Source organism: Demequina capsici (assembly GCF_032102965.1).
GTDB lineage: Bacteria > Actinomycetota > Actinomycetes > Actinomycetales > Demequinaceae > Demequina > Demequina capsici.
The window spans coordinates 943517-958151 of the sequence record NZ_CP134880.1; the positions used below are offsets into that span (position 1 = coordinate 943517).

At 68.1% G+C, this 14635-nt stretch carries 10 protein-coding genes; 5 read left to right on the top strand and 5 right to left on the bottom strand.

The genetic code is table 11. From position 1 onward, the window contains the following. Positions 1-3: 3 nt before the first annotated feature. The 5 genes from RN607_RS04520 to RN607_RS04540 are packed head-to-tail and all read right to left on the bottom strand — an operon-like array spanning position 4 to position 7462. Complete coding sequence (locus RN607_RS04520) at positions 4-1608, bottom strand: GAF domain-containing sensor histidine kinase (RefSeq protein WP_313544638.1); 1605 nt, start codon at positions 1606-1608, stop codon at positions 4-6. Next, the gene (gene cydC, locus RN607_RS04525; protein WP_313544640.1) at positions 1601-3313 is read right to left on the bottom strand and encodes a thiol reductant ABC exporter subunit CydC; all 1713 of its coding nucleotides are present in this window, start codon (positions 3311-3313) and stop codon (positions 1601-1603) included. Before cydC ends, RN607_RS04520 begins: the two co-directional genes overlap by 8 nt. Then, on the bottom strand, positions 3310-4941 hold the full coding sequence (locus RN607_RS04530; RefSeq protein WP_313544642.1) for an ABC transporter ATP-binding protein/permease: 1632 nt from the start codon (positions 4939-4941) through the stop codon (positions 3310-3312). The genes cydC and RN607_RS04530 overlap by 4 nt, the downstream gene beginning before the upstream one ends. Before the next feature lie 9 nt (positions 4942-4950). Further along, on the bottom strand, positions 4951-5982 hold the full coding sequence (gene cydB, locus RN607_RS04535; protein WP_313544644.1) for a cytochrome d ubiquinol oxidase subunit II: 1032 nt from the start codon (positions 5980-5982) through the stop codon (positions 4951-4953). Between the two features lie 10 nt (positions 5983-5992). Further along, a complete protein-coding gene (locus RN607_RS04540) occupies positions 5993-7462 on the bottom strand; it encodes a cytochrome ubiquinol oxidase subunit I (RefSeq protein WP_313500317.1) in 1470 nt (489 codons plus the stop codon). Positions 7463-7993: 531 nt separating this feature from the next. Between RN607_RS04540 and RN607_RS04545 the strand changes: the two genes are divergently transcribed. The 5 genes from RN607_RS04545 to proB all read left to right on the top strand — a co-directional run bounded on the left by RN607_RS04545 (position 7994) and on the right by proB (position 13988). Beyond that, entirely contained in the window at positions 7994-10330 is a 2337-nt protein-coding gene (locus tag RN607_RS04545; protein WP_313544646.1) for an Rne/Rng family ribonuclease, read from the top strand. 202 nt (positions 10331-10532) lie between these two features. Beyond that, positions 10533-10841, top strand: coding sequence for a 50S ribosomal protein L21 (gene rplU / locus RN607_RS04550; RefSeq protein ID WP_313500321.1), 309 nt, complete (start codon positions 10533-10535; stop codon positions 10839-10841). A 15-nt stretch (positions 10842-10856) separates the two neighbouring features. Beyond that, positions 10857-11111 (top strand): 50S ribosomal protein L27, encoded by a 255-nt coding sequence (gene rpmA, locus RN607_RS04555; RefSeq protein WP_313500323.1) that lies wholly within the window; start codon positions 10857-10859, stop codon positions 11109-11111. 148 nt (positions 11112-11259) lie between these two features. Continuing rightward, a complete protein-coding gene (gene obgE, locus RN607_RS04560) occupies positions 11260-12792 on the top strand; it encodes a GTPase ObgE (RefSeq protein ID WP_313500325.1) in 1533 nt (510 codons plus the stop codon). 77 nt (positions 12793-12869) lie between these two features. Beyond that, the gene (proB, locus tag RN607_RS04565; RefSeq protein WP_313544648.1) at positions 12870-13988 is read left to right on the top strand and encodes a glutamate 5-kinase; all 1119 of its coding nucleotides are present in this window, start codon (positions 12870-12872) and stop codon (positions 13986-13988) included. Positions 13989-14635: the final 647 nt, after the last annotated feature.

The following is a 14635-nucleotide window of genomic DNA, read 5'->3' on the forward strand; positions in this document are numbered from 1 at the left end:
CGTTCACGCCTCGACGTTCCACTCGGCAGCCGTACCGGGTCGGGGTGCTCCGGGTCGCACGGGAGCCAGCGTGAACGTACCTTGCCGTCGGATCGCACGGTTGGCAAGGTTCGATGTCCCTGAATGGCGCTTCGTCGCGCCGGCCGGTCCCAGGCCGTCATCCGTGATGGTGATGATGAAGCGTCCCGGGGGAGCGGAAAGCGACACGGTCACCGCTGTCGCCTGCGCGTGACGCGCGACGTTCGACAGCAGCTCGCGGACCACGGCGACGGCGTCGTCCGAGAGCGTCGGATCGGCTGCGGCCGCCGTGGCTACGTCCTCCCATGAGACGTCCACGCGAGGCGTGAAGCCCAGCGAGTCCTGCGCGAGCACGAACTCGCGGCGAAGGCGCTCCGAGAGCGGTTCCGACGTGCGCTCGCCTGACAGGGTGCCCATGACGGAGCGCACCTCGCGCTGCGCGCGCTTCACGTGGTCGAGCGTGGACAGAAGGCGCGGGCGGAACTCGGCGGGCACATTCGCGGCGATGGTCTCGAGCTGGATGGCGGTGGCGAACAGCTCCTGAGAGACGAAGTCGTGAAGGTCGTCCGCGATCCGTTCGCGTTCCTCGAGCATGTGCGACACGTTCTTCACATGGGCGAGCTCCGCGAAGGACAGCGCCATTGCCGCCTGGCTCGCAAAGCGCTGCGCGGTCGACAGATCGTTCTGTCCGAACGCCGCCATGCCGGGTTCACGCCACAGCATGAGCAGGCCCGAGGTCCGTCCCTCGGAATGCAGGGGAGCGTACAGGGTGGGGCCGAAGGCACGGACCGCGGGGAGCACGGTGCCGCCTGGCGGCTCGGAGGCGACCACGCCTTCGCCGGACCGGATGACGGTGAGCGCATGCCCGTCCTCGGGGAGCACCTGGCCGAGCAGCTCATCGGAGCGGTTGCCCAGGGTGAACTCCATCACCCATTCCTCACCGACGCCAGGCAGCACGAGCGCCGCCGAGGTCGCTCCCGCGAGCTCCGAGGCGGCCTGGACGATCCGCTCGAAGGCTTCCTCGTCGCCGGGGTCGGCGAGCAGTTGGGTGGTGATGTCCTGGGATGCGGTGAGCCACTTCTCGCGGAGGAGAGCACGCTCGTAGAGCTGTGCGTTGTCGATCGCGGAGGAGGCGGCGGCTGCGAGCGCGAGGACGATCTGCTGGTCACGCTCGGTGAAGCCGCCCTCCTTGCTCGCCAGATACAGGTACCCGAAGAGCTCATCGCGCACCACGAGGGCCGCTCCGAGGAAGGAACCCATCGGCGGGTGACCGGGAGGGAGGCCACGGAAGGCGGGATGCTTCGTGAGCTCCTCGATGACGAGGCATCCCTCCCGCGGGATCTGCGCAAGGGTTCCCACCGCATTGGGGGCGCGACCGATGTGCGCCATCACGCCGGTAGGGATCCCGTTGTAGTGGAACTCCACGGAGATGCCGTCGTCGTCCAGGATGTTGATCGCAGCCATCTTCGCACCGGTGTGCTCGGTGGCAGCGTCCAGGAACCGGTCGAGGACGTCGTTGAGGTCCAGCCGGTTCATTCCTACGATGGCGTTGGCAAGCGCGTCGGACACCGGCAGTCTCTCCTCACTCACGCAGGTCCACCTGCCTCTCCGCGTAGCCAAGCGGGGACTCGTGATGCGTGACGAGCACCACGATACGTTGCCGAGCGGTCATCGACATGACCACCGCGCGCAGCGCGTCCTGTCCCTCGTCATCAAGATGTTCCGCGGGCTCGTCGATGAGGACGACGGGCGCGGGGTGCAACAGCGCGCGTGCAAGCAGGAGGCGTCGTCGCTCGCCGCCGGAGACTGTGTGCCCGCCGGAGCCCAGCATCGTGTCGATCCCGCGCGGCAGCGTATCGATCCATGCGCGGAGGCCCACCGTGGTGAGCGCTTCGAGTGCCTCGTCCTCGGTGACGTCGCCGCGCGCGACCCGCAGGTTCTCGAGGACCGTCGTCTCGAAGATGTGGGCGTCCTCGGCCGTGAGCGCGATGCGGCGGCCGGTGTCGGCAGGGCCTGCAGGCTCTCCGTCGACGAGCACCGTGCCGCGATGCGGTCGCAGCGCGCCGGCGATAGCCAGCAGGATCGTCGACTTGCCGATGCCTGAGGGGCCCACGATCGCGAGCGTCTGTCCGGGGACGAGCCGCTCGGTGAGCGGACGCGTCGGAGTCATCCCGGGCCAGGCGACCGAGAGCTCGTCGAGACGCAGCTCAGCGACGGTGCTCGCTGCTGCGGCGGGTTCCGGATCGACGGCGGCGGAGTCCGCGAATGCGCCGTCGGCGAGCGGCGCTGACAGCTCTCGGAGGCGCAGCGCTGCGGCGCGGGAGCGGTGGAGCTGCAGGACAGCCGCCGGGATGGCGCCGACCGCTTCGAACGCGGCCAGCGGGAGCAGCGCGACGACCGTCCCCCAGGGCCCCGACACCGCGCCGTTGCCAATGGCGTGCACGGCGAGCCAGACGCCGCCGATCACGGCGACGCCCTGGCTGAGCGTGAGGAGCGCGGCAGCCGCCGCACCGGGCTTCGACTCGGCCTCGAGGGCTGCTTCTGCGTCGTGGTTCGCGCTCTCGACGGCGGTGAGCGACGCGGCCGTCGTGCCCCACATGCGGTGCTCGGTGGCCGACTCGATCGCGGCGAGCGATGCGGAGCTGACCTCCGCGTGCGCGACGACACCGGCCTCGGCCGCGATCCGGGCCTGCCGGGCGGTGAGCGCCGCGGAGCCGAGGCCCGCGATGAGCAGGCATGCGGCAAGGACGACTCCGGCGACTGGGATGATCAACCCGACGACAGCGACGGAGATCAGGCTCACGGTGATCGCGACGCCTGTGGGAATGAGGGCGCGCACCACAGCGTCGCCGACGGCGTCCAGATCTGTACCGATGCGGGCGATGATGTCGCCGCGACGCAGCGTGAGCACTCTTCCCGCGCCGGCCGCGGCGAGGTGCTCGTAGGTGCGCTCGCGCAGCTCGACCATGCCACGTAGCGCGGTGTCGTGGCTCGCAAGACGTTCGAGGTAGCGGAAGACTCCGCGCGAGATGCCGAAGAAGCGGACGATCACGGCGGCGAGCGCCAGGTCGGCGGCGGACGGCATCTGCGCCGCTCTGGCGATCATCCACGCCGCGACGGCCGAGAGCCCGACCGCGGATCCGAGTGCCATGGTGCCCGCGAGCACCGCGCGGATCACGGGCCAGGCGCGGACCCCGGTGTCGCGCAGGGCCTCTCGCAGTGCGGCCGCCGAGCTGAGGGAGGCCTCGGGTCGGGCCGATGCGGGTCCGGGCTGCGGGCGAGTCCGTGCAGTCATGCGTCGGCCTCCATGCGGTGGCGCGAGATCAGGGTGACGACGGTGTCAGCGGCGGCGATGACGTCAGGCTCGTGGGTCGCGACGACCAAGGCGGCGCCGGACCTCGCGAGCTGGCGCATCCTGTCGATGACGACCTGACGTGAGCGCGGGTCAAGATGGGCGGTCGGCTCATCGAGCAGCACGAGCGGGCGACCTGAGTCGAATGCGCGCTCGAGCGCGAGCTGCTGCCGCTGTCCGAGCGACATCCTCCGGCCGGTCGGGCCGATGTCGGGGCGCTGCGGGACCCAGGCGATCTGAGCCGCCCATGCGGTGGAGTCCACATGGACCCGACCGTCGCTCGCGATGCGGACGGCCGCGACGGAACGGCTCGCTCCTGGCGAGTCGTCAGGAGCCTCGATGCTCAAGGCGCCGCGGGTGGGAGGCAGCAGCCCTGCCAACGCGAGCAGCAGCGTGGACTTGCCCGAGCCGTTGGGGCCGACGATGGCCGTGAGCGATGCGGGTGAGATCCACAGCTCGACGCCGCTGGGCGCCTCTCGCGTGCCGTCGGGAGTGTCGACTGCGAGCCCGCGTGCGACGAGGGAGCGCCCGCTGACGTCGGGCGCTGGGGCGTCGCCTGAGAGCGTCGGGCTCGGCTCGTCGAGGATGTCGAACGCGGCGTCGGCGGCGGCGAGCCCGTCTGCGGAGGCGTGGAAATGGGTGCCGACGTTACGGAGCGGGAGGTACACCTCAGGGGTGAGGATCAGCACGGCGAGCGCCGTCTCGATCCCGATCCCTCCGTCGATCAGGCGGTAGCCCATCGTCACGGCGACGATGGCGACCGACAGCGTGGTCAGCAGTTCGAGGACCATGCCTGAGAGGAAGGCGACGCGAAGCGATCCCATGGTCGCCTTGCGGTGAGCCTCTCCCAGCTCTCGGACTCGCGCGGCGGGTCCGTGCTCCCGACCGAGGCCCTTGAGCGTGGGCACTCCTGCGATGAGGTCGAGGGTCCGAGTGCTGAGGCGCTGCATCGCCTCCAGGTGAGTGGCCGACCGGTCACGCGTGACCAGCCCGACGAGCACCATGAACACCGGGATGAGCGGAAGCGTCGCGGTGATGATCGCGGCGGAGAGCCAGTCGAGCCCGAGGACCATGATGAGCAGGAGCGGGGTGAGGGTGGCGGCGAGCGCCAGCTGTGGGAGGTACCGCACGAAGTAGGGCAGCAGGTCATCGAGCCCGCGGGTGACCACGGTCGTCACCTCGGCGCCCCGCCCTGAGGCGATCCACCGCGGGCCCATGCCGGCGGCGTGGGCGACGACCTGCTGGCGGAGCTCGGAGATGACGCGCGCGCCCGCGCGGTGCGCGAGCCGTTCCTGAAGCCAGGTGGCGACCGTGCGGAGCACGACGACGCACGCAAGGATCGGCAGTCCGGTCGACAGCGCGCGCGTCGACGTGGGCACCAGTTCTCCGAGCCAGCCGAGTCCGTCGCCGGTGAGGGCGGAGGGCGACAGGTGAGGTGCGAGCATCCGGGCGATCAGGAGCGCTTGGACGGCGAGCGCCAGGGCCGTGAGAAGGCCCAGGCCCGCCGTCACCAGGATGTAACGGCGGGCCGGGCCGATCCGCACGACCAGGCGCGGATCGAGAGGTCGCATCGAGACGGGCTACTTCTTCAGGAAGGTGAGCTCGCTGTGCTCCGGGATGTGGTCTGTGCTGATGCGGCGCCGGAACACCCAGTAGGACCATGCCTGGTAGGCCAGCACGATCGGCGTCATGATCACGGCCACCCAGGTCATGACCGTGAGCGTGTAGTCGGTCGACGATGCGTTGTCGACGGTCAGGGAGTATGCGGGGTCGATCGAGGAGGGCATCACGTCGGGGTACATCGAGCCGAAGATCAGCACGACGGCCCCGACGATCACGACGGCGTTGGCGATGAACGCCTTGCCGAAGCTCTCGACACGCGCGAACCACACCACCGCGACGAGCCCGAGCGCGGCGACGAGGACGGCTGCCCAGGTCCAGGCGACCGAGTAGGCGAGCTGGGTCCAGATGGCCCACACTGCGGCGAGCGCGAGCGCGGCCACGGAGATCTTCTTGGCGAAGTCGCCTGCGCGCTTCGAGAAGTCGCCCGACGTCTTGAGCGCGAGGAAGATCGCGCCGTGCGAGAGGAACAGCGACAGCGTGACGAGTCCGCCGAGCAGCGCGAACGGGCTGAGCAGGTCGAAGAAGTTCCCGACGTACTCGAGGTGGCCGTTCGACTCCGCGATCGGAACACCTCGGACGAGGTTCGCGAACGCCACGCCCCAGAGGATCGACGGCACCCATGCGGAGCCGATGATCGCCCAGTCCCAGCGCTGACGCCACTTCTCGTCGTTGATCTTGCCGCGGTACTCGATCGCTACGGCGCGCACGATGAGCGAAAGCAGGATCAGCAGCAGAGGCAGATAGAAGCCGGAGAACAGGGTGGCGTACCACTCGGGGAACGCCGCGAATGTCGCGCCGCCGGCGGTCAGCAGCCACACCTCGTTGCCGTCCCACACGGGGCCGATCGTGTTGAGCGCGAGGCGTCGTTCTTTGTTGTTCTTCGCGAGCAGCCCCATGAGCATGCCCACGCCGAAGTCGAAGCCCTCGAGCACGAGGTATCCGGTCCACAGGACCGCGATGAGTACGAACCAGATCAGTGCGAGATCCATGGGGGACTCCTTAGTACGCGAAGGACAGCGGTCGCGAGCCGTCCTCGTCGACGGTGGGCTGCTCGACCTGCGGCGCGCCCTCGACGGCGTAACGCTGGATGAGTCGGAACCAGAAGACTCCGAGGATGGCGTAGACGATCGTGAACACCACCAGCGAGAAGGCCACCTCGCCTGCGGACACGTTCGGCGAGTAGCCGGACTGGGTGAGGAGCATCACCATGTCGACGCCGTCGGGATTCGGCGCGACGACGAACGGCTGACGACCCATCTCGGTGAAGATCCAGCCGAAGCTCGCGGCCAGGTACGGCATCGGGAGCGAGATCAGCGCAAGCGCCTTCATCCAGGGCTTCGTGGTGATGCTGCCCTTGCGGGTGAACCACAGGATGGTGAGCGCGAGGGCCGCGGAGAAGGCCGCGAGACCGATCATGAGGCGGAACGACCAGTAGGTGACGAGGAGGTTCGGACGGTACTGGATCTCGTTGCCGGCCGCGTCCGTGGCGCCGTAGCGATCGGCGTACTCCTCCTGGAGCTGGTTGATGCCGCGGATCTCGGCGTTCCAGTCACCTGTGAACAGGAACGACGTGAAGCCTGGGATCTCGATGAGGTGCGTCACCGATGAAGGGTCGTCGCCGGCGAGGTTGCCGATCGCGAGGAGCGAGAACGGGGCGCTCGTCGTCGTGTCCATCAGGCCCTCGGCGGCTGCCATCTTGATCGGTTGCTGCTCGGCGAGCAGCTTTCCCTGCGTGTCGCCCGTGTAGATCACCGCGGCGCCCGCGAGCAGCATCACCAGGGCGCCGAAGCGCGCGGCGGTACGGTACATGGGAAGGTCCGTGTGCGCCGCGTCCTCGCGGTGCTTGCGGACCATCCAGTACACGGCGATTCCCGCGACGAAGGTTCCTGCGACCAGGAACGCCGTGGCGATCACGTGTGGGAACGCTGCGAGCGTCGTCGGGTTGGTGAGCACTGCGCCGATGGAGTTCATCTCCGCGCGCCCGGTCTCCGGGTTGTAGTCAGCGCCGACCGGGTGCTGCATCCACGAGTTGGCCGCGATGATGAAGTAGGCGGACAACGTGGAGCCGATGGCGAACAGCCACACGGTGAGCAGGTGGATCTTCTGGGGAAGCTTGTCCCAGCCGAAGATCCACAGGCCCAGGAACGTGGACTCGAGGAAGAATGCGAGCAGCGCCTCCATCGCGAGCGGCGCACCGAAGATGTCGCCGACGAAGCGCGAGTAGTTGGACCAGTTCATGCCGAACTGGAACTCCTGCACGATGCCGGTGGCGACGCCGAGCGCGAAGTTGATGAGCAGGAGCTTGCCGTAGAACTTCGTCAGGCGGAGCCACTTCTCCTTGCCCGTCCGCACCCATGCGGTCTGCATGATCGCGACGAGGATCGACAGGCCGATCGTGAGCGGGACCAGGACGAAGTGATAGACGGTGGTGATGCCGAACTGCCATCGGGCGAGGTCAAGCGCCTCCATGCCGGGGACCTCCTTGGGTAGATGCGTCAGAAACTACCGGGGGGACCATGGTCCTAGTACGGGACGATGGTCCTACCAAGGTGCGCCGTCCCAGCAAGATCACGGTCGCTGGGACGGAACTGGTGCGGGCGCGCGGGCGTCCGCGCGCACGTGTCCACAGTAATCGGAGCACGGGGGCGACACGGCCGTCGCCGGCCCTGCGCGCGCCCTCACCGTGCCGACGTCCTGCACGAATCGCCGTGGCACAGCGGCTCTCCTGGGCTTTCCCCGGCTTCTGTGACACAATGTCTGCCAGGTCCGCACCCGTCCACACCGGGTGCAAACCGCGCGACAGACGCATCGACTGCGTTGCCGCCGGTCCTGGCAGGATCCCGCACGGCTACAGCCGCACGCGGCGACATCGGGGGCGCGGCGCACGTATGGCGCCGCTGTCAGCCGCGACCGACAGACTTCCGCGGTCACAGAAGTGAACCGCGACCGACGACCAGTTCGGGGCCGGGTGTGGCCGGTCCGGACATTGAGGTACCCGCATTGAGCGAGGACAACGTCACACCTGCCGCAGCCCTGATCTTCCAGGCTCCGGAACCCCCCAAGCCGCGTCGCGCATCGGCACCGGCTGGACCGCCGCAGATCGAGCAGCGCGCCGCCGCGGAGGCCACGTCCGAGGCCACGGAGCCGCGGAGCTCCGACGACGCGTCGGGTGCTCCGCGGGCTGACAAGCCCAAGCGCAAGTCAGGCGGAGCCAAGAAGACGAGGAAGGCACCTGGCGACGCACCCGCGTCGGAGGAATCCGTCTCCAGCGAGGCCCAGTCGGACGGCGCCGGCGCCTCGCAGCAGGAAGCCGCCGTCGGCCCTGAATCCGATGGCGGCCCCGAGGCCGACGGCACCGGTGCGCGTCGTCGTCGCCGCCGCGGCGGCCGCGGACGTGGCAAGAAGCGTCCCGAGGGCGAGGCGGAGGCTGAGGGCGAGCAGGAGTCGGACGGCTCGACCGAGCCCGACGCTCCCGACCTCCAGTCAGGCGAGGCGTCGTCCGACGCCGATCCCCTCGACGGTCCGGAGGACTCTGACGGCGCGGAAGGCAGCGCCTCCCGTCGTCGACGCCGCCGCAGCCGTGGATCGCGCGCCACCGCTCCGGCATCGAGCTCCGACGACCAGCTGCAGGGCTCGACCAGGCTGCAGGCGAAGCGTCAGCGCCGCCGGGACAACCGCGATGGCTCGCGCCGTCGCCCCGTGATCTCGGAGGCCGAGTTCCTCGCGCGTCGCGAGTCGGTGAAGCGATCCATGGTGGTGCGCGAGAAGGACCACCGTGTCCAGATCGCCGTGCTTGAGGACGATGTCCTGGTCGAGCACTATGTCTCGCATCAGGCGCAGCAGTCGATGGCGGGCAACGTCTATCTCGGCCGTGTGCAGAACGTGCTTCCGGGCATGGAGGCGGCGTTCGTGGACATCGGCCGCGGGAGGAACGCCGTCCTCTATGCCGGTGAGGTCAACTGGGACGCCGCCGGCCTCGAGGGCAAGGCCAAGCGCATCGAGCTGGCGCTGAAGCCTGGCGACCAGATCATGGTCCAGGTCACCAAGGACCCGATCGGCCACAAGGGCGCTCGCGTCACCTCTCAGATCTCGCTCGCAGGACGCTTCCTTGTCTACGTGCCCGCCGGCGGTGTCACGGGAATCTCCCGCAAGCTTCCCGACACTGAGCGCGCGCGCCTGAAGAAGCTGTTGCGAGAGGTCATCCCGTCCGATGCTGGCGTCATCGTGCGCACCGCTGCCGAGGGAGCCTCGGAGGACGAGCTGCGCGCCGACGTCGAGCGGCTGAAGCGTCAGTGGCAGACCATCCAGGACGAGGCGACGACCGGCAAGGCGCCGAAGCTCCTGCGCGGCGAGCCCGACATGGCGATCCGCGTGGTGCGCGACATCTTCAATGAGGACTTCGACTCGCTCACGATCCAGGGCGAGGACACGTGGAACTCGCTGTCGATGTATGTGCAGCAGGTCGCGCCGGATCTGATGGCTCGTCTCCACAAGTACACCTCGCAGGGCGACGTCTTCGCGGATTCGCGCATCGACGAGCAGCTGGTGAAGGGGATGGACCGCAAGGTCTGGCTGCCTTCTGGCGGTTCGCTGGTCATCGACCGTACCGAGGCGATGACGGTGATCGACGTCAACACCGGCAAGTTCGTCGGCAAGGGCGGCACGCTCGAGGAGACGATGACGCTCAACAACCTCGAGGCGGCTGAGGAGATCGTCCGTCAGCTGCGGTTGCGCGACATCGGCGGCATCATCGTCATCGACTTCGTCGACATGCTGCTCGAGGCGAACCGGGACCGAGTGCTGCGCCGCCTCATCGAGTGCCTCGGGCGGGATCGCACCAAGCACCAGGTGGCTGAGGTGACGTCGCTGGGACTGGTCCAGATGACCCGCAAGAGGGTCGGCCAGGGACTGGTGGAGGCGTTCTCCGAGACCTGCGAGCACTGCAAGGGGCGCGGCTTCCTGGTGCACGGTGAGCCCGTCGCCGAGGCGAGCGAGAAGCAGCCGGAGCCGCGGCGTGCGCGAAGCGGTCGCAGCCGCGCCGGCAAGACGACCGTCGGGATGCAGCCGGAGCCGCAGCCCGAGCCCGCCAAGAACGAGACCCATGCGCTGGACGATCGGGAGGAGGCACGCGCGCAGGTCAAGGCGACGCTCGCCTCGATCGCCGCCGCTGCAGAGAAGGCGCACCACGAGGACGAGCACGACGGAGAGCATCGCTCGGAGCCCGTGCTCGACCTCGAGCTCTCGGGACGCGAGGTGGATGAGGAGTCGTCGGAGGGAAGCGTCGCCGACGCCGAGGCGCAGCCGCAGGACTTCGATGAGGAGCCCGATGGCGACTGAGGAATGTCCGCTGGGAGCGGTTCCCGGTCGCTGACCGGAGCCGCAGGCGCGCCGGTTTGACCGGTGGTGCCGAGAGCGGGTAATCTAGACCGTCGGCGCGAGAGCGCCTCGAAGCCCTGCCTGCGCCCTCTGGGGAGCGGCTGCGGCAGGACAGGGTCCTGTGAAGATCCACGACAACGAGTTTCAAGAGGAAAGACACATCATGGTGTACGCGATTGTGAAGGCCGGTGGCCGCCAGGAGAAGGTCTCCGAGGGCGACGTCATCGTCGTCGACCGTCTCAAGGCTGAGGCCGGCTCCATCGTCGAGCTCGCCCCGGTCCTGCTCGTCGACGGTGACAAGGTCACGTCCGACGCCAAGGCGCTGGGCAAGGTCAAGGTGACGGCCGAGGTCATCCGCGACGAGCGTGGCCCGAAGATCGACATCCTCAAGTACAAGAACAAGACCGGTTACCGCAAGCGTATCGGTCACCGTCAGGAGCTCACGCGCCTGAAGGTCACGGGCATCAAGTAACGCGAGGAGACACTCATGGCACACAAGAAGGGCGCGAGCTCCTCGCGCAACGGTCGCGACTCGAACGCGCAGTACCTCGGCGTGAAGCGCTTCGGCGGTCAGGTCGTCAACGCGGGCGAGATCATCGTCCGCCAGCGTGGCACTCACTTCCACCCTGGTGCGAACGTCGGTCGCGGCAAGGATGACACCCTGTTCGCCCTCGCGGCCGGGTCGGTGGCGTTCAACCAGCGTCGTGGCCGCAAGGTCGTCGACGTCGTGGCGGGCGAGTAGTCCACACATAGTCTTCTCATCGTCAGGGGCGCGCCGACAGGCAGCGCCCCTGACGTGTCTCTAGGCTCAGCACTGAGCCGACCATGTGCCGGGGCCTCACCCCGCGCGGACACCCGGGCCCACGGGGCCCCGACGGAAGGGAACGACCGTGGCGAGCTTTGTGGATCGGGTGACCCTGCATGTGACAGCGGGCAAGGGCGGGCACGGTGTCGCCTCGGTGCACCGGGAGAAGTTCAAGCCTCTGGGCGGACCGGACGGCGGCAACGGCGGTCGGGGTGGATCGGTCGTGCTGCGCGTGGACCCTCAGGTGACCACGCTCCTCGACTACCACCACGTGCCCCACAGGTCTGCTGAGAACGGCCGTCAGGGCGCCGGTGACATGCGGCACGGTGCGAATGCATCTGATCTTGTTCTCGGCGTCCCCAACGGCACCATCGTCAAGTCGGCAGACGGCGAGGTGCTGGCGGACCTTGTCGGCGACGGTGCGGAGGTCGTGGTCGCCGCCGGCGGCAGGGGCGGCCTGGGCAACGCAGCGCTCGCCACCACCAAGCGGAAGGCGCCCGGCTTCGCGTTGCTCGGCGAGCCTGGTGAGGAGGCCTCCGTCGTCCTCGAGCTGAAGTCGATCGCTGATGTCGCGCTTGTCGGTTACCCGAGCGCAGGTAAGTCCTCTCTCATCGCGGCGATGAGCCGTGTCCGACCGAAGATCGCTGACTACCCGTTCACCACCCTGGTGCCGAATCTCGGTGTCGTGGAGGCAGGCGCCAGCCGTTTCACGATGGCGGACGTCCCCGGGTTGATCGAGGGCGCTTCTGAAGGCAAGGGCCTCGGCCACGACTTCCTGCGTCACATTGAGCGCTGTTCCGTGATCGCGCACGTCCTCGACACCGCGACCCTCGAGGCGGACCGTGATCCATTGCGTGACCTGCAGGTGATCTCGGAGGAGCTGCGCGCCTACTCGACGGATGATGCGATCAGCGGCGTGCCGCTGGCCGACCGACCCCAGATCGTGATCCTCAACAAGATCGACGTCCCCGACGGCCGCGAGCTCGCGGCGCTGGTGAGGCCAGATCTCGAGCAGCTGGGGATGCCGATCTTCGAGGTCAGCGCGGTCAGCCACGAGGGTCTGCGCGAGTTGGGCTTCGCGCTCGCGGCGATGGTCCTGGAGGAGCGCGCCAAGGTGCCTGAGCTGGAGAAGGCACCCATCGTCATCCGTCCCAAGGCTGTCGATGACGCGGGCTTCACGGTGGCTCATGTGCGCGACGGCGCCGAGGACTATTTCCAGGTCCGCGGAGGCAAGGTCGAGCGCTGGGTCCGGCAGACCAACTTCGCGAACGACGAGGCGGTCGGCTATCTCGCGGATCGGTTGGCTCGTGCGGGAGTGGAGGACGCGCTCTTCCGTGAGGGTGCGGTGCCTGGTTGCGAGGTGGTGATCGGGCCGCGCGAGGGCGGTGTCGTCTTCGACTGGGAGCCGACCATGGCAGCCGGCGCTGAGCTGCTCGGACAGCGCGGGACAGACCTCCGGATCGAGGAGCACGAGCGAGCGCATCGCGCGACGCGAGCCGAGAAGCGTCGGGAGCATCAGGAGCGCATGGACGCGAAGTCGGCGGCCCGGCAGGAGCTCTGGACGGAACGCGACGCCGGGCACTGGACCGACCCGTCCAAGGACGACGGCGAGGTCTGACACCATTAGGGGAGTCGGCACCGCCGACGTGTTGCCGGGGGCTCGCCACGGTCGGTGAGCCCGATTGGGGAGGGCCTGTGAGCGAGCACCTGCGTCACGTGATGGCGCACGCCCGACGTGTGGTCGTCAAGGTCGGCTCGTCGTCCCTGACAGGTCCCGGGGGTCATCTCGATGAGACGCGTCTGGGCGCACTGGTCGACGTGCTCGCTCGCGAGCGGAGCGGTGGACGCGAAGTATTGCTCGTGACCTCCGGCTCGATCGCGGCGGGCATCGGTCCTTTGGGCCTCACCGAACGCCCGACGAATCTTGAGCTTCAGCAGGCCGCAGCGTCGGTAGGACAGGGGAAGCTGATCCACGCCTACACGCAGGCATTCGGACGGCACGCGCTCGACGTGGGTCAGGTCCTGCTCACCTCCGACGACATGGTGCGCCGTGCCCATTACGGCAACGCCAGGCGAGCACTGGAGTCGTTGCTCACGCTCGGCGTCGTTCCGATCATCAACGAGAACGACACGGTAGCCACCGACGAGATCCGCTTCGGCGACAACGACAGGTTGGCGGCGCTTGTGGCGACCGCGATAGCCGCGGATGCGCTTGTGCTGCTCACCGATGTCGATGCTCTCTACACGGCGGTCCCAGGTTCGCCGGGAGCCCACAGGATCTCTGTCGTGCATGGTCCCGAGGACCTGGGCGGCATCGACATCTCCCGACGCGGTTCGTCGGTCGGCACCGGAGGAATGATCACCAAGGTGGAGGCCGCTTCGATGGCGACCACCTCCGGCGTCGCGGTCGTGCTTGCGAGCGCGAAGGACGCCGGACCTGCGGTGGCCGGCGAGGACGTGGGCACGCTCTTCCTGCCCACGGGCAAGAGAGACACCACCCGTCTGCAGTGGCTCGCGCATGCGGCGCGCACACGCGGAGGGATCGTTCTCGATGATGGCGCGGTACGGGCGGTGGTGAGCCGACGCGCGTCACTTCTCGCAGCGGGCGTCGTCGAGGTTCGAGGCCAGTTCGAGGCGGGAGAGCCCGTTGACCTGCTGGCCACGGATGGCACCTTGGTGGCACGCGGTTTTGCGGGGTTCTCAGCGGAGGAGGCCGGCCAGATGATGGGGATGAGCACCGACGCGCTCGGCGAGACGCTCGGCGAGCACTACGCGCGCGAGCTCATCCATATCGATCATCTTGTCGTGCTCTAGTCCGTCGACCGCCGCGCATGGTGCGTCAGGAACCGCACCGGTGGTCCGGAGGTGGCGACGCGATGTGGCGGCACCAGTTCGACCTGGCCGCCCGTGCCGCCCTTTCCGAGAGATGATGCGCTTCGGGCGTTCATAAGACGCTCGGCGGAGAGCGCAAGGGCCGTGCGTGGCGCTCCCTGTACGGCTGGACGACTCACCGAAAGGGAGTTTCAACTCCGATCAGGGCAATTACCAGGCAGGACGAATCTGTCTTGAAAGAAGTTGCTCGATTTGGTCAGGAGGGGCTCGGAGCTCATGTAGTGTTTTCCCCCGGAACGAAATGGTCCAGGAACGGTCGCAGAGACCAGCTCCAGGAGGTACCATGGAGTTCCTCCCACTGCTCCGGAGACACGCCGAAGAGGCGAGTTGACAAACTGGAGAAGATGGGTAAGATTGAAGGGTTGCCCCGAGCGAGGCCCGGTAGGGTTGAGTTGGGTGCGCGTCCGAACTTTGAGAACTCAACAGTGTGCCACATAGTCGATGCCAATTAACCTCTGGCGTCTGGTCTGACTGACGTTTGTTGGTTGGGTTGGATGTTGGATTCCTTTGGTAGACAACAATTTGTCAGTGACAATTGTTCGATGCTGGAGATTGAACGGACCTTCGGG

Bases quoted from the DNA above. Each gene is read 5' to 3' on its own strand.
- cydC (WP_313544640.1), bottom strand. From the start codon at position 3,313: ATGACTGCACGGACTCGCCCGCAGCCCGGACCCGCATCGGCCCGACCC.
- RN607_RS04530 (WP_313544642.1), bottom strand. From the start codon at position 4,941: ATGCGACCTCTCGATCCGCGCCTGGTCGTGCGGATCGGCCCGGCCCGC.
- cydB (WP_313544644.1), bottom strand. From the start codon at position 5,982: ATGGATCTCGCACTGATCTGGTTCGTACTCATCGCGGTCCTGTGGACC.
- RN607_RS04540 (WP_313500317.1), bottom strand. From the start codon at position 7,462: ATGGAGGCGCTTGACCTCGCCCGATGGCAGTTCGGCATCACCACCGTC.
- rplU (WP_313500321.1), top strand. From the start codon at position 10,533: ATGGTGTACGCGATTGTGAAGGCCGGTGGCCGCCAGGAGAAGGTCTCC.
- rpmA (WP_313500323.1), top strand. From the start codon at position 10,857: ATGGCACACAAGAAGGGCGCGAGCTCCTCGCGCAACGGTCGCGACTCG.